Origin of the sequence: Xylanibacter brevis ATCC 19188, assembly GCF_000621725.1 — a bacterium.
GTDB lineage: Bacteria > Bacteroidota > Bacteroidia > Bacteroidales > Bacteroidaceae > Prevotella > Prevotella brevis.
The window spans coordinates 17,915-38,669 of the sequence record NZ_KK211334.1 but is presented as its reverse complement, the minus strand read 5'-3'; the positions used below and the strand labels follow the sequence as shown (position 1 = coordinate 38,669).

Sequence of the window (20,755 nt, the reverse complement as noted above, 5' to 3'; positions counted from 1 at the left end):
TGTTTTTCGTCTAGGGGCTAGAAAGGTGCTTTCTAGAGTCTAGATGACCTCATTCTAGGGTCTAGATTGAGTCATTCTAGAGTCTAGAAATGGGTGATCTAGACTCTAGATTCAGACCAAAAGTGCCACTATTGGAAGTCAAAAGTGGCACTTTTAGAAAACAATAGTGGCACTTTTAGAAAACAATAGTGGCACTATTGCATCACAATACTGTCACTATTGACATGCAAAAGCGGCACTTCCGGTTGAAGAAAGTGCCGCTTTGGATGGTGCAGGCTGATGCTTTTCCACGTGGAAAGTTATGATTGGTGGAAGTGGTTGTAGATGATTTGTGCTTTTGATGTGCCAATAATCTCTGTAAGTTGTTGAATATCAGCATCTTTGATGCGCTTCACGCTCTTCAGTTTGTCAATCAGTGCGTCGCGCGTCTTGGGGCCAATGCCCTGAATATCATCCAGTTCCGAGTGCAGTGCATGTTTGCTGCGCTTGTCGCGGTGGAAGGTGATGGCAAAGCGGTGCACCTCGTCCTGTAGTTGCGTGAGCACGTGGAAGAGCTCAGAGTTGGTCTTCAAACCAATCACGCGGGGCGGAAAACCATAGAGCAGTTCGTTGGTGCGGTGGCGGTTGTCTTTCGCCAAACCGGCGATAGGAATGTCCAGGTTCAGCTCGTCCTGTATCACCTCGCGGATCACCTCCATCTGGCCTTTACCACCGTCGGCTACGATGAGGTCGGGTAGGGGCTCTTCCTCCTCCACCAGGCGCTTATAACGGCGATACACCACCTCCTTCATCGACGCATAATCGTCGGGCCCCACCACCGTCTTAATGTTGTATTTCTTATAGTCTTGCTTGCTGGGTTTCATCGATTTAAACACCACACAAGCGGCCACGGCGTCCGTTCCCGATATGTTAGAGTTGTCGAAACACTCTATCTGATAGGGCATCTTTGGCAGTCCCAGTTTCTCTTGCAGTTCCTTCATCAGGCGCACCTGTTTCTGTTCTGGATTCAGTTTCTCAGCCTGTTTCAGGCGGTCGAACTTATACTGTTTGCCATTCATTTCCGAGAGGTCCAGCAACGTCTTTTTATCGCCGCGCTGAGGGATGGTGAAGGTGACGCCATCCAGTTCCATTTCGAGGTCGAAAGGCACCACAATCTCCTTGGAATTGCTCTTAAAACGCTCACGCATCTCTACGATGCCCAACTGCAACAGCTCTTCGTTTGTTTCTTTCAAGCGCTTTTTAAATTCGAACGTAAACGACTGATTAATGGCTCCGTTCGACACGTGTATGTAGTTGATATACGCAATTTTCTCGTCGTTGGTAATCGAGAACACATCTACGTTGTTGATGGTGTGGCTCACCACCTCGCTCTTGCTCACAAACGAGTCTATCAACAGGTATTTTCGCTTCACCTCTTCGGCCTCTTCAAAGCGTAGCTCCTCGGCCAAAAGCTGCATCTTTTCGCGCATCTGGCGCAGCACTTCGCGCGTGTTTCCCTTCAAGATTTCGCGTGCCTGCAGCATGTTTTGCTGGTAGTTTTCGTAGCTCTGTTTTGCTACGCATGGCCCACCGCAATTCTTGATGTGATACTCCAGGCACACCTGGTATTTTCCGGCGGCAATTCCCTCCTTTGTGATGGGCTGCCGACAGGTGCGCGGATGGTACAGCTTGTTGATTAGTTCCAGCACGGCATTCATCGAACCGATGTGGGAATAGGGCCCGAAATAGGTGCCCCATTTCTTGTTGATGGTGCGTGTTTTGAAGATACGTGGGAAGGGCTCGTTGGTCACACAGATGCTGGGGTAGGTCTTTCCGTCTTTCAATAGCACGTTGTAGCGCGGATTATACTTCTTGATGAGCGAATTTTCAAGCAGTAGTGCGTCCTCTTCGGTGTTGACCACCGTGTAGCTGATGTCGTGAATCTTAGACACCAGCACCTTCGTTTTGAAGCGATCTACCTCGGTATGAAAGTAGGATGAGACACGCGATTTCAGGTTCTTCGCCTTACCAACGTATATAATCGTACCTTCACTATCGTAATATTGATAGCTGCCAGGCTTCTCAGGGAGTCGCGAAACGATACCCTTCAGATAGGCTAAACGTGCCTCGTTCTCTTCCTTTGTCATACTTTAGTGTTTCACGTGAAACGTATTTGCTTTCTTCTTCCTGCGTTTTCCTATAAAAATCCCCTCCCACATCGCAGGTTGGGGGAGGGGGTTGGTGTTGTTTTTGCGATTTAAATCGTCAACAGTGTCGTTACGTCGCAAAGTCCGTCGAATTCATCGCGTCCGTGCAGACCTTCGTCCTTGATCTCGATGATGAAGTTCATGAAAATCTCTTTGGGATTGAAATGCTTCACCAATTTGTAGGTGGCCTTGGCTGTTCCGCCGGTAGCCAGCAGGTCGTCGTGGATTAACACTACGTCGTTTTCGTCGATGGAATCGATGTGCATCTCTACGGTGTCAACGCCATACTCTTTCGAGAACGACTCCTTGATGGTGGTCCAAGGTAGTTTTCCAGGCTTTCTGGCCAGCACCACGCCGGCACCTAACCTTAGAGCCAGCGCCGAAGCAAGTACAAATCCTCGGCTCTCGATGCCCACAATCTTAGTGATGCCCTTGTCTTTGTAAATTTCATAGAGTTCATCGACCATTTCTTTCATGCACGCAGCGTTCTTATACAGCGTGGTGACATCGCGGAAATTGATTCCTTTCTTCGGGAAATCTGGTATGCAACGCAGATTGTCCAACAGTAATTGGGTATTCATACTCAGTTAGTTATATGATTAAATTAATGTATTTGTTTCACGTGAAACTTATCGCCCCATGAGCACTAACAGCACGTTGATGTCGCTGGGAGAGACGCCCGGAATGCGGCTGGCCTGTGCCAGTGTGTCGGGATCTATGGCGGTCAACTTCTGTCGGCATTCGGTAGAGAGCGATTGAATCGTGTTGTAATCGAAGTGTCCCTTGATTTTGATATTCTCCAAGCGGTGCATTTTGTCGGCCACTTGTTTCTCGCGCTCGATGTATCCTTTATACTTAATACGTATTTCGGCAGCCTCGGCAATCTCCTCTTTGCGGTTGGGTGCGCTCTCGATTAATTCGCGCAGTTCGGGCACAATCTCCGATAGATTGCGGAAGTTCAGTTGTGGACGTGCCACCAGGTCTTCCAACTTGACGCCAAATTGGAGTGGGGTGGTGCCCAGTTTTTCCAGCGCGGGATTGATTTCTTTTGCTTTAATCGGGAAGGTCTTGCAAAAAGCCTCGATTCTTTCGATGGCCTGTTTCTTCTCCATCCAGCGGTCGTATCGGTCTTTTTTTGCCAGTCCCATCGCATAAGATCGCTCTGTGAGTCGGGCGTCGGCATCGTCTTGGCGCAGCAGAATGCGATACTCTGCGCGCGAGGTAAACATGCGGTAGGGCTCGTCAACGCCCTTTGTTACCAGGTCGTCCACCAGTACACCGATGTACGACTCATCGCGATGCATCACAAATTCGTTGTTTCCATCGCATTTCAGAGCTGCATTCACGCCAGCCACGAGTCCCTGTCCGGCAGCTTCCTCATAGCCCGTGGTGCCGTTCACCTGTCCGGCAAAGAACAGGCCATCCAATTTTTTCGATTCCAACGTATGCTTCAACTGTGTAGGATCGAAGAAATCGTATTCTATGGCGTAGCCCGGACGATACACTTTCACGTCGCGGAAGGCCGGCATCTGCTTCAAAGCCTCGATCTGAACGTCCATGGGCAGCGATGACGAAAAACCGTTCAGGTACATCTCGTTGGTGTCCTCACCTTCGGGTTCCAGAAACAGCGGGTGCTGTTCGCGGTCGGGAAACGTCACCAGTTTTGTTTCTATCGACGGACAGTAGCGCGGTCCGATGGATTGTATCTGTCCGTTGTAGAGTGGGGAGTCGTTCAGTCCTGAGCGCAGAATCTCGTGCACTTTAGCATTCGTGTTCACCGTCCAGCAAGGCAACTGCTGCAGGGTGCGGGCCTCGCCCATATACGAGAACTGGTAGTAGCTCGTGTCGCCCGGCTGCTCTTCCAGTTCGTCGAAGTGCACGCTGCGTTTGTCTATACGCACTGGTGTGCCCGTCTTCATGCGTGCTGAGCGGATGCCGTGGCGCGTGATGCTCTCGGTGAAGTCGCTCACGGCGGGTTCGGCGATGCGTCCGCCAGCCACCATCTTGCGTCCTATGTGCATCAGACCGTTGAGGAACGTGCCCGCCGTCACCACGACGGCACGCGCTAGGATTTCTGCTCCCCAGATTGTTCTGACGCCGATGACTTGGCCCTTTTCTGCCATCAGTTCGCATACCTGGTCCTGCCACACGTCCAGATTGGGCGTATGGTCGATGACCGTGCGCCAGTTCCAGATAAACTTGCCGCGGTCACATTGGGCACGTGGGCTCCAAACGGCGGGGCCCTTGCCTATGTTCAACATGCGAAACTGAATGGTGGAGCGGTCGGTCACTATTCCCATCTGTCCGCCAAGGGCGTCAATTTCGCGTACGATCTGTCCCTTAGCGATGCCACCAACCGCAGGATTGCACGACATCTGTGCAATCTTGTTCATGTCCATAGTTACCAGTAGCGTCTTTGCACCCATATTGGCCGAGGCACAAGCTGCCTCACAGCCGGCATGTCCGCCGCCGATAACCACTACGTCGTATTTTAATGTCATTGTAACTTGAAATATTTCGTTTGCAAAATTACAAAATCTTCTGCAATTAGTATGTATAATAATGCTTAAAAAATGTAGAGGGACAACGCCGCATTGTGCGGTATTGCCCCTCGTTCAGTCAACACATACGATGTTATCCTGTATTACTTGGCTGTGAAGCTGGTCACACTATTCGTGCCTTTGGCGCTGCTGCCCAGATACAGACCGTGGAAGACGGTGGTGGCATCGGTGGGCGCCGTGGTACTGTATTTGATGTTGTAGCTGCCTTTAGAGGTCATCCCCTGGGCTGTGATCAGCGCCAGCGAACTGGAGACGTTGGCCGCAAAGCTGTAGGTCACCAGGTTTTGGCCGTTGCTGTCGGCCAGGGTATAATAGCGTCCGGTGGTGTAGCTGATGCTGCTGGTGAGGAACGTATAGCCCTGAGCAGCGTTAGAGATGGTCGAGCTGCTGGAGCCGCCACCCTGTGCGCCGCCGGCGCTGATGCCGATGCCGGTGCCCGTGATCTGGATATACGAGTTGTTGTCGCAGTCGAAACCTTCCTCTGGTCCACCTGCCGAGGTATAGGCAAAGCAGATGCCGTCGCCGATGGTGATGGCGCCCGTGGTGCCTGCATTTGAATCGACGGCATCGTTGCCGTTGGAGTAGCACACCGTCACACCACCGTTGAAGGTGATCTTTCCCGACGTGTTGATACAGTCGTCGTAGCATTGCAAGTAGTGCTGGCCACCTTGTATGGAGATGCCTGTCTTTGACTCCAGTCCCTCGGCACCATTCGTCTTGGTGGTCACGGTGGTCTCGCCGCCGTAGATCACCGCCTGGCAGATAGCCTTGATGGCCTTGGCCGACGAGCTGCTGTAGGCGCTACCGGTGGTGCTGACGGTCAGCGTGGGTCCGTTGCCGTCGGCAGTGCCCTGCGTGTAAGCACCCGTAACGTTAGTATAGGTGGTGCCACCGCCCATGCCGCCGCCACCAGGACGAGCATCTGGTGCCATCATCGGCGCCATCATTGGTGCCTTCATCGGTGCCATCATTGGTGCCTTCATTGGTGCCCATGCAGGAGCCATCCTGCCACCACCGCCACTGGTGCTCTTGGTGCCGTCGCCAGCCACGATGCCCTTGCCGGCATTGCCTGTCATGGTGATGGTGATGGTACCGGCGTTCAGGGCCACATATTCGCCCTTCAGGCCCTTGGCCGATTTCACGTCGCTGGACACCGTCTGCGGTGCGCCGCTGTTGTTGATGGTCAGTATGCCACCATTGGTGGTGATATGGTCGGCTGAGACACCGCGTCCGGCCGTGCCGCTGATGGTCATCTCGATGGTGCCACCATTCTGGGTGAAGTCCTCGGCCTTGATACCTGCCGCATACGACAGGTCGCTGCTGTCGCTGGTGTCTATGCCACCGCTGCCTTTCAGCGTCAGTGTACCATCGTGAACCGTCACCTTGTTCTCGCTCTTGATGCACTTAGCGCCCACCGCTGTGGTGCTGATCTTCAGCGTGCCAGCATTGACAATCACCTCGGCGGTGTTGTCTTCATCGTCTGTCAGCGGAATGATCTGCTCGTCGTCGTCGGTCTTATAGCTCAGCTGCAGACCGTCGTCGCCCACGTTATTGATGTTCACGGTGCCCCCATTCATCTGGAAATACTGGTTCACGTTGAAGCCGTCGCCCACCGCCCCCAGGATGTTGATGGTGCCAGTGCTTTTTTTCAGTTGCACATACTCCTTGCCCCAGAAGGCGTGCGCCGTGCGTCCGGTCAGGTTCAGCGTACCGGCACCCTTGAACTCCGTGTGACCTTTCACGGCGAGACATGCCTTCTGACTGCCTCCCACGCCGTCCACCAGTGTCGAGGTGGTGCCTTCGGCCAGTTCGATGCTGATGCGCTTGCCGTTGCGGATGTTGATGGCAGCACTGTCGGGGTTGGTCAGCGCGACACCGTTCAGCACGATGCTGGCCTTCAGCTCGCCGTCCATATAGAAGGAGCCATTGGTCGATGTGCCGCTCAGGGTATAGGTAATCTCGTCGAGCAGTTCTGCACTCTGTATCACGGTCACGTGTGCCTTGTTTGTGTTGATAGTCAGGTACTTAGCAATATTCCCGGCCACGGTCACACGGGCTTCGCTGCCCTGATAGTCGATGTTGACGCTATTGTCCGTCACGGTGCTGTTGTCTATGTACATCTGGTTGATGTCGCTGAGTGTGAAACTCTTGCCCATGATGGTCACGGTCTGTCCGTTTTCATAAGCCATCTCGCCTGCCTGACTGGCCGGAATCTGATAGACAACCTCGCCCAGTTGTACGTTCAACGTCTGTGCTCCGGCAGTTGTCCAGGCCCAGATGGCAGCCATATAAAGTAGAATTTTTTTCATTAGTGTCGCTGTTTTGTTGACATGTTATTTTGCTTGGCAAAGATAATGTATTTATTATGAACGAGATAATAAATTCAATTAAATGCACTTTTTTTTCAATTAAAAGTCATTTTAATATTGTGTAATTCGTTCTTTTTACGTAATTTTGCCGACAGAAAATTATAATGGTTTATTAGCATCCATAAAAATCTTTTTGTGAATATGAAAAAGGTATTGTTCCCGTTGTTGGTTGTTTTGGGAATTATTGTATCGTGTGTAGAACATGAAGACTTTCCATCACCTCTTGAGGGACTTCATATTGAAGATCAAACTTTCTCGGCCAGTGCCGCACAGAGCATTATCAAAGTTGACAATGTACTGACCGATGTGATGGCAACCGTCATTGACACCAAGACCAACTATCCAGCCAACTGGCTCGATGTGAACATCAATCAAAAGGCGATTGCGCTGACGCTGATGGAGAACATCACGGTCAGTGAACGTACGGCTTGTGTGACGTTGCACGTGAAGAGCGACGATATGGACGACTCGGACGCACAGCCGGTGGTGTTCTATGTCACCCAGAAGAGAAACTCTATGTTCGACGGACTGGATGTTGACGAGGTGGTCATGGGCTTTGAGCAGGGCGACACCACGCTGACGTTTAAGAACACACTGAAAAACGTGAAGGCAGAGATTTCCGACCTGGACGGTAACAAGGTGGACTGGCTGAAGACGGCCATCGAAGGCAAAAGACTCACCATCAGTGTGTCGCAGTATTCTTCGAAGGACGACCGTGCAGCACTGGTGAGACTGGTGCCCAACAGTGAGCAGTACGTCAACGACTCGCTGCTCTCGAAGGCATCGGTGCTGGTGCGACAAAACCATAACCCTGTGCTCGACAGTTTGAATATTCCACAAGTGAAGTCGCAGGCCACGGGTGATATACACAGGATTCCTACCGGCCGAAAGCTCACTGGCGTCAAGGCACTGGTGACCGACGATGCCACCAAGGAGCGCGCCACGTGGTGCACGGCTACGGTTGTTGACAGTTCGGTGGTGGTGACAACGACCATCTATAACCAGAAGAAAGACCGTACGGCCACGGTGACGCTCTACTATCCTAACCATGGCGAGACCATCGATTCTACTACCATCACCCATTCTTTCGTTGTAGAACAGGAGCATAACAAAATTTTTGATGCAAGGCGCTTTGTTGACCGCTTCATAGCGTGGAACCAAACTGCCGACACGCTGACATCGTCGCAAGAGTTGCCGAACATTCGTTGTCAGGTGGTGGACACGCTGACGAAGAAAGCACCCACTTGGTTGCAGGCCGCGGTGGAAGGCAACAAGGTGGTGTTTAAGTCGCAGACGCTGACATCGAAAATCAACCGCACAGCGCAGGTAATTTTGTATATGGTGGGCAAGGATAATACGCTGACGGAACAGACCGTGCAGACCAGTTTCTATGTGACGCAGAAACACGACGACATCTTTGATGGTGCGATGTATAAAGATCGTGTGGTCAGCTGGGATGAAAAGGCCGACACGCTGAAACTGACGCGAGAGTTGACGGGAATCAGTTGTCAGTTGACAGATGTTGACACGAAGCAGACGCCCACCTGGTTGCAGGCCACGGTGAAGGGCAAGCAGGTCTTCTTTACGGTAAAAGAGAATATGTCGAAGGCCGACCGTACGGCCACAGTGACGCTCTATCTGCCTAATGGCAACACCATCGACGAAAAGACGGTGAAGACGAGCTTTGCCTTCAAGCAGTCGGGCAATAATATCTTCAACGGTCATCGGTTTGAGAACCAGACCATGAGCTGGAACGAGACCGTTCGGGCTCTGAAACAGACGGTGGACCTCTCGCTGTTGCGCACCAAACTGGTGGACAACGACACCAAGCGTGCACCAACATGGTTGCAGGTGACACTCGATGCCGAACATCAGGAACTGATTCTTAAACCACAGCAGTTGACCTCGGTCGATAACCGCTCGGCCACGGTGACCCTGTTTGTGCCCAATAATGGTAATACTATCGACGAGAACACCGAACAGGTGTCGTTTGTGGTGAATCAGGAACATTACAACATCTTTGACGATGTGCAGTTTAGTAATCGCTCGGTCAATTGGGACGAGAAGTACGACACGCTGAAACTGACTCGCGAACTGACTGGCATCCGCTGTCAGTTGGTGGACAACGAGACCCAACAGACACCAGGTTGGCTACAGGCCACGGTGAACGGCAAGCATGTGGAATTTGTGACTCAGCCCAACTACTCTAAGTATCAGCGCTCGGCCAGTGTGACGCTCTATCTGCCCAATGGCAATACCATCGATGCAAAGACTGTACATACTGGATTCACGTTTACGCAGAATGGCAATAACCTGTTAGACAGTCTGAAAGTGGCCAACCTGGGTCTTGAATGGAATACGTCAAGTCATGAGATAACAACAAAGGTTGACCTGACCAGCGTGAGGTATAAGCTGGTGGACGAAGACACTCAGCAGACGCCCACTTGGCTGAATATCGTGCTTAGTGGCAATAAGATAGAGCTGAAACCCTCGAAGCTCACCACCAAGCACGACCGCTCGGCCATGGTGACGCTCTATGTCAGCGGCTCGACCATCACCGAGAGCACACCCCAGAAGTCGTTCCGCGTGACTCAGCATCATGATAACATCTTCGACAATCTGAGCATCGAGAACCGCGAACTGCGCTACGACCAGACGAAGGACATCCTGAAGCTAACCCGCGACTTGGAGGACATCCGCTGCCAGATCATCGACGACGAAACGCAGTTGTCGGCCCGCTGGTTGAGTGCTGTGGTGGAGGACAACGAGGTCATCTTCACCTCGCAGGTCAACACGGCGCTGGCTAAGCGCTCGGCCACCGTTACGCTGTATCTGCCCAATGGCAACACCATTGACGAGAACTCGGTGAAGACTTCTTTCAAGGTGGAACAGAACTTCCAGGTGAAGCTGGTGCCTAGCGTAAAGAAGGTGGAGGTGAACTACGAGAAACAGACCTCGGAATTCAACATTGTCAGCAACGTGAAGTACCAGATCAAGAGCCCGTCGTGGGTGGACTGCGTCATGACTCCTATAGACGAGACCACCGAGAAGATAACCCTCTCGTTCAAAGAGAACGTTAAGAATGAAGCGTATGCTGATACCCTGCGTTTCCTCGTTGCTGGCGAAGAGATGGCTAAGGTGGCTGTAAAGCAGCGTACCAATCCTCATATCACCATCAATTTCAGTGATAACCGCAGAATCGTTTCTTATGGTAAGGAAGGCGGTGAGTTTAACCTGCCTGTGAAGACGCTGACACCAGGCTATCACGTGAGCAAAACAACGAAAAATGGCTCATGGTTCTCGGTAGATCAGACGATAAAAGATGGCTATGACCAGTATTACAACCTTGTCAAAGTTCCGGTTTACAGGGGAGAGGGCTTCGAGCGTATAGACTCTGTGGTACTCTATAACGACGAGGTGCGTATAGCCTTCCCTGTCAAACAGCATAAGTATGTCTATGTGGAGCAAGAGAGCCTGGAACTGGAGGTGGGTAATACCGCCACGCTGAAGGCAAAAGCCTTTAATGGCGCAAATATTCAGTGGAGCAGTAGTAATGCGAAGGTGGCTTTTGTCAGTGAGCAGGGGCGTGTAACTGCACTTGCGAGGGGCAGTGTTCATATTAATGCAGGCATACCCGACTTTACGAAGGATGGCATCACCTACACTAATTACTTTGATTATTGTGAAGTAAAGGTCTATGATGCCACCGATAAGGTAAACGTCAAGCGCGGTTCGGGCGAGTACGAAAAGGTTGGCAGCGTCGTCACCTCTCAGAGTCCTATCGTCATCGTCAACAACTATCGCTTGCCGATCGTCATCACTAGCATCCAACTGCTGGATGGCAACGACAATGCGTTGTCAATCAATCTTGGCAGCTATAGCCCATCGCTGGCAGTCGATGGACAATTGTCAATCGCTCTTCTCAACAAGCTGAACAAGGTGTATAAGCCACGCATCAAGGTGGTATTTACAACCAATGGCACAAGCTATACCAAGATGGTTGACTATTAATCTCGGTATGAAAGAGCAGGAATGACGATCTAAAAGGAACGGAATTACTGTACAAAAGAATCGGAATTGTGGCACTTTTGCCTTGCAATTCCGATTCTTTTATTTTGTATAAATAACCCAATTTTCTGCAGTAAAGATTTGCAGATTCATTATTTTTAATTAATTTTGTACCCACATTACGTATATACGTACTCTATTATGAGTATCTTTGTTAGCCTGTGAAGGCCTGTGTCTTGCTGACAATAAATCTAAAATCAATATTAATTAATTAATTTTCAATCTTTTATGTGGTTATTAAATTCATCAATTGGTAGAAAGGTTGTAATGTCTGTTACTGGCATTGCGCTGATCCTGTTCTTGACATTCCACTGTGCAATGAACATCGTAGCGCTCTTCTCTGGTGAGGCTTACAACACTATTTGCGAATTGCTGGGTGCCAACTGGTATGCCCTCGTGGCTACCATGGGTCTGGCTGCCCTTGCTGTCATTCACATCGTTTTCGCGTTTATCCTCACGGCTCAAAACCGTAAGGCTCGCGGTAACAGCCGTTATGAGGTTTCTACTACCGTTAATCCCGGTAAGGTGGAGTGGGCTTCTAAGAACATGCTCGTGCTGGGTCTGATCATCCTGATCGGTCTGTTGGTTCACCTGCAGAACTTCTGGTACAACATGATGTTTGCAGAGATTGCTGGTTTCACCAACGGTCACAGCCCCGCAGACGGCTTCGCTTTCATCATCGACACTTTCTCACACTGGCCACTGGTAGTGCTCTATCTGGTATGGTTCGCAGCTATCTGGTTCCACCTGGCACACGGCTTCTGGTCAGCTATGCAGACACTGGGCTTGAGTGGTAAGATCTGGTTGAAGCGCATGCAGTGCTTCGGTCTTATCTACGTGACCCTCCTCATGCTGGGCTTCACGGTTGTAGTGCTGGGCTTCTATTTCGGTTGCGCTCCTTCGCTGGACTGCTGCCCCGATGGTGCTTGCTGCGAGGCTGCAGCTGTTTGCTGTCAGTAAATTAGTTTAATGGATTTTGAAAACGGAATATTATTATGGCAAAAGTATTAGATTCAAAGATTCCTGCAGGACCAGTGCCTGAGAAATGGAAAGAATATAAAGCTCACCAGCGCTTGGTTAACCCCAAGAACAAGTTGAAGCTCGACGTGATCGTTGTAGGTACCGGTCTGGCTGGTGCTTCTGCAGCTGCTTCTCTCGGTGAGATGGGCTTCAACGTCATCAACCTGTGCATTCAGGACTCTCCCCGTCGTGCTCACTCTATCGCAGCACAGGGTGGTATCAATGCCGCTAAGTGCTATCAGAACGATGGTGACTCTGTTTACCGTCTGTTCTACGACACTGTAAAGGGTGGTGACTATCGTGCTCGTGAGGCTAACGTTTATCGTCTGGCTGAGGTTTCAAACAACATCATCGACCAGTGCGTGGCTCAGGGTGTTCCCTTTGCTCGTGAGTATGGTGGCATGCTGGCCAACCGTTCGTTCGGTGGTGCTCAGGTAAGCCGTACTTTCTATGCTAAGGGTCAGACCGGTCAGCAGCTGCTGCTGGGTGCTTACTCTTCACTGAGCTGCCAGGTAAACGCTGGTAAGGTGAAGCTCTACACCCGTTATGAGATGGAAGACGTGGTTATCGTTGATGGCCGCGCCCGTGGTATCATCGCCAAGAACCTCGTAACAGGTAAGCTGGAGCGCTTCTCTGCCAATGCCGTTGTTATTGCTACTGGTGGTTACGGTAACACTTACTTCCTCTCTACCAACGCTATGGGATGTAACTGTACCGCTGCCGTTCAGTGCTATCGTAAGGGTGCTATGTTTGCCAACCCTTCATACGTTCAGATTCACCCCACCTGTATCCCCGTTCACGGCGACAAGCAGTCTAAGCTGACGCTGATGTCAGAGTCACTGCGTAACGATGGTCGTATCTGGGTACCAAAGAAGATCGAGGATGCTAAGAAGTTGCAGAAGGGCGAGATCAATCCTTGGGATATTGCCGAGGAGGATCGCGACTACTATCTGGAGCGCCGCTACCCCGCCTTCGGTAACCTCGTTCCTCGCGACGTGGCTTCACGTGCCGCTAAGGAGCGTTGCGACAAGGGCTTCGGTGTCAACAACACGGGTCTGGCCGTTTACCTCGACTTCTCTGAGTCTATCAACCGTCTGGGTATCGACGTTATCATGCAGCGCTATGGTAACCTGTTCGAGATGTACGAGGAGATCACCGACGTATTCCCTGGCGACCTGGCCAACGAGATCAATGGCGTGAAGTACTACAAGCCCATGATGATCTATCCCGCTATCCACTACACCATGGGTGGTATCTGGGTTGACTACGAGCTGCAGACCACTATCCCTGGCCTGTTCGCTATCGGTGAGTGTAACTTCTCTGACCACGGTGCTAACCGTCTGGGTGCTTCTGCACTGATGCAGGGTCTGGCCGATGGTTACTTCGTACTGCCTTACACCATCCAGAACTACCTGGCCGACCAGTCTATCTGGGGCAAGATCTCTACCGATCGTCCTGAGTTCGACGAGGCCGAGAAGGCTGTTGACGCTGAGCTGACTCGTCTGCTCAACATCAAGGGTAAGCGTTCTGTTGACTCTCTGCACAAGGAGCTGGGTCACATCATGTGGGAGTATGTAGGTATGGGTCGCACCGCCGAGGGCCTGAAGGAAGGCTTGAAGAAGATGCACGAGCTCGAGAAGGAGTTCGACACCAACCTCTTCGTGCCTGGCACCAAGGAAGGTCTCAACGTAGAGCTCGACAAGGCTATCCACCTGCGCGACTTCTTCACCATGGGTCAACTCGTAGCTTTCGACGCTCTCTCTCGTAACGAGTCTTGCGGTGGTCACTTCCGCGAGGAGTATCAGACCGAGGAAGGCGAGGCTAAGCGTGATGACGAGAACTACTTCTACGTAGGCTGCTGGGAGTACAAAGGCAAGGGCGTAGAGCCCGAGCTCTCTAAGGAGCCACTGGAGTATGAGGCAATTAAAGTACAAACCCGTAATTATAAGAATTAAAGACTATGGCTAAGAATATAAGTTTCACCATTAAATTTTGGCGTCAGAATGGTCCCAAAGATGCGGGTCACTTCGATACTCACGAGATGCACGACATTCCCGATGACACCTCGTTCCTGGAGATGCTCGACATTCTGAACGAAGAACTCATCAACGAAGGCAAGGAGCCATTCGTGTTCGATCACGACTGCCGCGAGGGTATCTGCGGTATGTGTTCACTCTACATCAACGGTACACCTCACGGTCTCACCGAGCGTGGCGCTACCACCTGTCAGCTCTACATGCGTCGCTTCAACGATGGCGACGTGATCACTGTTGAGCCTTGGCGTTCAGCTGCCTTCCCCGTGATCAAAGACTGTATGGTTGACCGCAACGCCTTCGATAAGATCATCCAGGCTGGTGGCTACACCACCATCCGCACCGGTCAGGCTCAGGATGCCAACGCTATCCTGATTCCTAAGGAGGATGCCGACGAGGCTATGGACTGCGCATCTTGCATCGGCTGTGGCGCTTGCGTAGCAGCTTGTAAGAACGGTTCTGCCATGCTGTTCGTTTCATCTAAGGTTAGCCAGCTGGCTCTGCTTCCCCAGGGTCGCGTTGAGGCTGCCCGTCGTGTGAAGAACATGATTGCCAAGATGGACGAGCTGGGCTTCGGTAACTGCACCAACACCCGTGCTTGTGAGGCTGTATGTCCTAAGAACGAAACCATCGCCAACATCGCTCGCCTGAACCGCGAGATGATCAAGGCAAAGATGGCTGACTAAAGTTGGTGACTTTAGTCAAGGCTTTTTAAGCTGACTAAGTCAATAGACATTATTTATATTATATAAAAGCGCCGCGGAATTTTCTGCGGTGCTTTTGTATACTACAAATGATATTTGTATTCATGAAAAAGATATTTTTGTATTTATCCTTAATAATCATTGTCCTGACGGGCTGCAATAGTGATGATACAACAGCTCGGCCCGACGTGCCTGGAAAGGTAGCGATGCGTATTGATAGCATCCCCGATATTCCAGACGGTGAAAGCCTTTTCCATTTTGACTATGATGCCCAACACCGGGTGAAAGAGTACAGAAAAACATGGGGAGAAACAGTCTCTGGAAAATCCGATACTATTTCGTTTCATTATGTTCGAGGAAGAATCGTCCTCCACATGATTCTTTACCGACGACTCATGAGAATGGGGCCAGTGGCCAGATTTACGCCCTATTGTATTTTCTATACCAAAGACGGTAAGATAGTCTCTGGCAGCATGCCTCTCGATATCCGTAACGACAGGCTAAGGGACAGTATTGCATACTCTTATACTGACAACAAATTGACAGGCTATGAGGTCTATGGTACATTAGACGGCAACGTGATGAGAACGAAGTACGTACAGCGACTGAACTGGCAGGGTGACGACCTGAAAGACATGATTGCCACGCAGGATGGTGAGAAATACTTCGAGACCGTTTTTCATTATAATGACCATTTGCTGACAGCCTTGTTGCCTTTCATGTCGTTTGACTATCTGATGGATCATGATAGAACCTACATCTCTGTTTTGGCGAATATGGGTTACTTTGGCACTTTGCCCAAACACGAGATGACGGGACTTACCATGGCTAGTAATAACGAAAAGTACGAACAGCAGATTGATTATCATTATGGGGCAAGCTCATTGCCGGAAGGTTTCGAATACGAATATAAGTACAGCGCAGCAAACGTCCCCGGTTTTCAGTCAGACTGGCTGGTCGTTGAAAGCGAAAAAGTGTTAAATATACCGCTGGTATGGGTGATTAATCAATAGGGCGCTTACCTGCCCTTGATCTCTTTTGCGGCTCTCTTCTGCTTGTCGCTGTGGCACAGCGACAGACTCTACTTAGGGGGCAGGCTCTATGCTTTATTGGCCCGCGCAGATGGCGCGGGCCATTTCGTTGAGCTGCAGGCATTGGGAGCGCTTGATAGTGAGCTTTTCGTTGTGGTGCTCCCAAGGGGCGAGGATGAGTAGCTGACCGCCGGCGCACGCCTCCATGCGCTTGCCGCCCGGCTTTGCCAGGTCTGTGAAGCCGTTCTCTTGCAGATAGATGAGGGGCAAGCCTTCATCGAAGGCTGCTCGCATGATGGCTTTCTCGCCCTTGGAAATGGCAGGCGATACAAGCACGGCTCCTTGACGGGCTGCTTGCAGGCAGGCGGCTGTTTTGGCCAGCAGGTCGCCGTCTGTGATGCTTCTGGAGCATTGTACCTGCAGTTTCAGAGGGCGCTCCAGAAGAAAGCGGTTGCCAATGGCTGAAAACTGAAGACCGGCAAAGGCAAGTCCTCGCTGTACGCGGAACAGATCGGGGTGCTCGTGCTTCATCAGCAGGCGGCGAGGGTTGTCCTTTAGGTAGTGAAGCCAGCGCTCCAGCTGGCCCTCGCGCAGCAGTATCTGATCGTTGAAGCCCTTTGCAAAGAGTAGACCATTGTCTCTGCTCTGTTCTGCGTGTCGCTGTGCCACAGCGACAAATTCCTCCGGCATCATCTCGCGGAACGCGCGGTTGCAGGCCTGCTTCACGCCCAGTAGCACCTTGCCTAAAGGCTTCTCCATTTTTTCTTTCACAAAGAGCACGGCATGCAGATGGTCGGGCATCATCTGCAGGGCAATCACACTTACCTCGGGATGATAGTGTCCGATGGTGAGCCATATCTTCTCTATCTCAGCACCAAGTGCCGACAGTTCGATGTGTGGAGCCTCTGGCGCGGGCGCTGCGGCCTCGCTTTGCCCCACCACTTTGCCAAACAGCGGCTTGCGTTCTTCCGTCACCATCGTAATCATATACATGCGCCGTTCGGTGTAGTCGTTGTCCACACAGCGGCGTTGCATCGAGGCTTTCTTCTCTCCCGCGAAAGGTTTCCGGCTTTCAAATGTCTTCCTATCCATAATTTTAGGTACAAAAGTACTTTTTTTTCTTTTACGATTGCTCTCTTTTTTTTGAAAAATAAAATGGGTATCACGTAGTTTTTGTATCTTTGCTGCGTCTAAAGAGTAAAGCAATACAGAAAAAACAAAGAAATGAATGATCTAGAAAAACAGTTTGCGCAAACCGTAAAGAAGCATCGCAGCACGATATATACCGTGTGCTACATGTTCTCGCAGGATGCCGACGAGGTGGAAGACCTCTTTCAAGAGGTGCTGGTAAACCTGTGGAAGGGTTTCAAAGGGTTCGAGCAGCGATCCGACATCAAGACGTGGATCTATCGCGTCGCCCTGAATACCTGTATCTCGCAAAACAGGAAGAAGAAACGCAGGCAGATGGAGGTACACATCACGATGGATATCAACCTGTTCAAGAACAGCGACGAGGATACCCGCCAGGTAGATATGCTCCACAAGCGCATCTCGCGCCTGCAGCCCTTCGATCGCGCCATCGTACTGCTGTGGCTCGAGAATCTGCCCTACGAAGAGATAGGTCAGATAGTAGGTATCACGGCCAAGAATGTCAGCGTGCGCCTGCATCGCATTCGCGAACAACTGAAGCAAATGTCTAACGATTAAAAACGCTAACCCACTATGAATGATAATTTCGAACTTGAGAATATGCGACAGCAGATGGATCTGCTGAAGCAGAAACTGGCCCAGCAGGAGATTGTGAACGACGCTTTGATTCGTCAGTCGGTGAAGAAGAATACCTCTTACGTCAACAGAAACTATCGTTTACTCTTCATTCTGGACATCATCTTTATCCCATTGTTCTATCTTATATTCTGTAATTATATGCACCAGCCAGTGTGGATGTGGCTCTACATCACCGTAGGCCTGCTTTACGATGCCTGGCACCGCTGCCGGATATTCCGACTGATAGGCGATAGTCATCTGTTCGAGCAGTCGTTGCTAGAGGTACGCAAGAAGGTGCTGAAGGTGAAGAAGTACGAGCGCATCTTTAACATCATCTCCTATCCCCTTCTGTTCCTATGGTTCGTCCTGTTTTTCTACAACGCTTATCTCATAGCCCATTACCCCTCGGTGTTTCATACGGTAATCTGCTTTATTTTCGCCGTTGTCTTAGGTTTTGGTTTAGGCTATTCTTTTGACCGAAAAGTGACAAAGCACTATCAGGAGATTCTCCAGCAGATAGAGGACGTCACGCAGAGCGAGGAGTAAACATCGCGTGCTGCCATATAGGCCGAATGGGCCACTCATAGTCTCCCTTTTGGAGGCCGTGAGTGGCCTTTCTGCTTTTATAGCGGGAAAGGGGCACTATCCGACCGCGGGGACGTCCCCGAGATCTGTTTTAAAAATGAATAAAAATGGTATGTTTTTTCCTTTTTCTCGGTAAATCATCGTACCTTTGCAGCGAAATAGTGACAAAGACTATCAAAGACTACCATTATCACAAACAAACATGAAAAAGAAACTGATGACCTTCGGTATTTCGGCAGCTATGCTGTCAAGTGCGATGGTGCAGCTAAGCAGCTGTACTAACGCTAAACACGAGAACCCGCTGTTGCAGGAAAGCACCCTTCCCTATGGCGCACCTGACTTCAGCAAGATTGAACCCTCCGACTATCTGCCCGCTTTCGAGACCGCTATTGCTCAGAAGCGCGAGGAGATCAAGCAGATTATCGACAACCAGGACTCTGCCACCTTCGAAAACACCATCCTCGCTCTTGAGGAAAGCGGACGCACGCTCGACCGCGTGAGTCGTGTGTTCTTCGCCCTGACAGAGGCCGACAAGACCCCCGAGATCAGCGAGACCGAGAAGAAAGTGCAGCCCATGCTGACCGACCTTGACAACGAGATCACCTTCAACAAGCCACTTTTCGAGCGCATCAAGGCTGTCTATGACCGCGAGCACGACAGTCTGCAGGGCGAAGACCAGAAGCTGTTGGAAGAGATCTACAAAGGTTTCGTGCTGAGCGGTGCCCTGTTGTCTGACGAGAAGATGGCCCGTATGAAGGAAATTAACCTGCGCATCTCTGAGCTTCAGCAGCAGTGGGGCGACCTCTTGCAGGAAGCCACCAACAATGCAGTGGTGTGGGTCGATAAGAAAGAAGACCTGGCCGGTCTCAGCGAAGCCGACATCGCCCAGTGTGCCAAGGATGCAGAGAGCCGTGGCGGCAAGGCCCCCTATGCCATTGTCATTGTCAACACCACCCAGCAGGCTCCTCTGGCCAGCCTCGACAACCGCGAGCTGCGCAAGAAAGTCTTCGAGGCATCTGTCAATCGCAGCAACGGCACGGGCCAGTACAACACCTTCCCCATTGCCGTAGAGATTGCCAAGCTGCGTGCCGAGCAGGCCGAGATTATGGGTTATCCTAACTATGCCTCTTACTCTCTGGAGCGCACCATGGCTAAGACGCCCGACAATGTCTATGCCTTCCTGAAGAACCTCATTGCCCAGTACACGCCTGTAGCCCAGGCCGAGACCAAGGCCATCGAGGACTATGCCCGCAAGACGCAGGGTGCCGACTTCCAGTTGCAGCCCTACGACCGTTTCTACTATTCTGCCAAGATGAAGAAAGAGCTTCTCAACATCTCTGAAGACGAGGTGAAGCCCTATTTCAATGTTGACAGCGTGCTCATCAACGGCGTCTTCTATGCCGCCAACCTGGCTTATGGTCTCACCTTCAAGGAGCGCACCGACATCCCCACCTATCACCCCGACATGCGTGTCTATGAGGTTATCGACAAGGATGGCAATCCTAAGGCCCTCTTCTATTGCGACTACTTCCGTCGTCCCACCAAGCGTGGCGGTGCCTGGATGGATGGTTTCCAGAAGCAGAGTCGCCAGCGCAACCAGCTGCCCATCATCTTCAACGTCTGCAACAGTGCCAAGGCACCAGAGGGCCAGCCCTCGCTGCTGACCTGGGATGAGGTGACCACCATGTTCCACGAGTTTGGTCATGCCCTCCACGGCATACTCTCCGACTGTCAGTATCACATGCTCAGCGGCACCAGCGTGGCTCGCGACTTTGTCGAGATGCCCTCGCAGTTCAACGAGTCGTTTGCCTCTATCCCCGAGGTCTTCGACCACTACGCACGCCACTACCAGACCCACGAGGCCATGCCTGCCGAACTGAAAGAGCGCATGCTGAAGAGCATCAACTTCCAGCCTGCCTACGCACTGGGCGAGAACCTCGCCGCCACCTGTGTTGATTTGGCATGGCATATGCTCGCCTCAAAGGATGTACCCACGGCCGACAAAGCCATGGCCTTCGAGACCGAAGCCCTTCGTCAGGTAGGCTTGCTCGACACACAGATTCCTCCTCGCTATTCTACCAGCTACTTCAACCACGTATGGGGTGGAGGCTATGCTGCAGGCTACTACAGTTATCTGTGGACCGAGGTATTGGCCGTCAACATTGCCGACGTCTTTGCTCAGCGTGGCGCTTTGAAGCGCGAGACCGGTCTGGACTTCTGCAGTAAGGTGCTGAGCCGTGGTAACACCGGCGACCTGATGCAGATGTTCTCCGACTTCACCGGTATGCAGCAGCCCGATGCTTCCAGTCTGGTTCGTGCCAGATTGGGTATCTAATCTGAAGTCATGCGAATACAATCCGCATACAATAAACGAAAGAGCGTAGCACACCGACTGCTGCGCTCTTTTTTCTTTTTCCCCCCCCCATATCTC

General features: G+C 51.4%; 13 protein-coding genes. 8 read left to right on the top strand and 5 right to left on the bottom strand.

Features of this window, described 5'->3' with window-relative positions:
- Positions 1–299: 299 nt before the first annotated feature.
- The 4 genes from uvrC to T433_RS0113840 form a co-directional block, all read right to left on the bottom strand.
- Entirely contained in the window at positions 300–2,126 is a 1,827-nt protein-coding gene (gene uvrC / locus T433_RS0113855) for an excinuclease ABC subunit UvrC (protein WP_027456197.1), read from the bottom strand.
- A 110-nt stretch (positions 2,127–2,236) separates the two neighbouring features.
- Positions 2,237–2,767 (bottom strand): adenine phosphoribosyltransferase, encoded by a 531-nt coding sequence (locus tag T433_RS0113850; RefSeq protein ID WP_027450869.1) that lies wholly within the window; start codon positions 2,765–2,767, stop codon positions 2,237–2,239.
- A 48-nt stretch (positions 2,768–2,815) separates the two neighbouring features.
- Entirely contained in the window at positions 2,816–4,687 is a 1,872-nt protein-coding gene (gene mnmG / locus T433_RS0113845; protein WP_027456196.1) for a tRNA uridine-5-carboxymethylaminomethyl(34) synthesis enzyme MnmG, read from the bottom strand.
- Positions 4,688–4,830: 143 nt separating this feature from the next.
- A complete protein-coding gene (locus T433_RS0113840) occupies positions 4,831–7,056 on the bottom strand; it encodes a carbohydrate-binding domain-containing protein (RefSeq protein ID WP_081778516.1) in 2,226 nt (741 codons plus the stop codon).
- Positions 7,057–7,257: 201 nt separating this feature from the next.
- Between T433_RS0113840 and T433_RS0113835 the strand changes: the two genes are divergently transcribed.
- The 5 genes from T433_RS0113835 (at position 7,258) to T433_RS0113815 (ending at position 15,954) form a co-directional block, all read left to right on the top strand.
- The gene (locus T433_RS0113835) at positions 7,258–11,127 is read left to right on the top strand and encodes an Ig-like domain-containing protein (RefSeq protein ID WP_027456194.1); all 3,870 of its coding nucleotides are present in this window, start codon (positions 7,258–7,260) and stop codon (positions 11,125–11,127) included.
- A 285-nt stretch (positions 11,128–11,412) separates the two neighbouring features.
- Positions 11,413–12,144 carry a fumarate reductase gene (locus T433_RS15620; protein ID WP_044110111.1) on the top strand — a complete coding sequence of 244 codons (732 nt, stop codon included), beginning with the start codon at positions 11,413–11,415 and terminating at the stop codon, positions 12,142–12,144.
- Positions 12,145–12,179: 35 nt separating this feature from the next.
- Positions 12,180–14,159 (top strand): fumarate reductase/succinate dehydrogenase flavoprotein subunit, encoded by a 1,980-nt coding sequence (locus T433_RS0113825; RefSeq protein ID WP_027456193.1) that lies wholly within the window; start codon positions 12,180–12,182, stop codon positions 14,157–14,159.
- 5 nt (positions 14,160–14,164) lie between these two features.
- The gene (locus T433_RS0113820) at positions 14,165–14,923 is read left to right on the top strand and encodes a succinate dehydrogenase/fumarate reductase iron-sulfur subunit (protein ID WP_027450874.1); all 759 of its coding nucleotides are present in this window, start codon (positions 14,165–14,167) and stop codon (positions 14,921–14,923) included.
- A 137-nt stretch (positions 14,924–15,060) separates the two neighbouring features.
- Complete coding sequence (locus T433_RS0113815) at positions 15,061–15,954, top strand: hypothetical protein (protein WP_155808527.1); 894 nt, start codon at positions 15,061–15,063, stop codon at positions 15,952–15,954.
- A gap of 93 nt (positions 15,955–16,047) precedes the next feature.
- Here T433_RS0113815 and T433_RS0113810 read toward each other — a convergent pair whose 3' ends face one another.
- Complete coding sequence (locus tag T433_RS0113810; protein ID WP_044110108.1) at positions 16,048–17,064, bottom strand: transposase; 1,017 nt, start codon at positions 17,062–17,064, stop codon at positions 16,048–16,050.
- Between the two features lie 132 nt (positions 17,065–17,196).
- On the opposite strand from T433_RS0113810, the gene T433_RS0113805 reads away from it, so the two are divergent.
- The 3 genes from T433_RS0113805 to T433_RS0113795 all read left to right on the top strand — a co-directional run bounded on the left by T433_RS0113805 (position 17,197) and on the right by T433_RS0113795 (position 20,659).
- Positions 17,197–17,679 carry an RNA polymerase sigma factor gene (locus T433_RS0113805; protein WP_027450876.1) on the top strand — a complete coding sequence of 161 codons (483 nt, stop codon included), beginning with the start codon at positions 17,197–17,199 and terminating at the stop codon, positions 17,677–17,679.
- 15 nt (positions 17,680–17,694) lie between these two features.
- Entirely contained in the window at positions 17,695–18,285 is a 591-nt protein-coding gene (locus T433_RS0113800) for a hypothetical protein (protein WP_155808526.1), read from the top strand.
- 241 nt (positions 18,286–18,526) lie between these two features.
- Entirely contained in the window at positions 18,527–20,659 is a 2,133-nt protein-coding gene (locus tag T433_RS0113795) for a M3 family metallopeptidase (RefSeq protein ID WP_044110105.1), read from the top strand.
- The last annotated feature ends 96 nt before the right edge of the window (positions 20,660–20,755 follow it).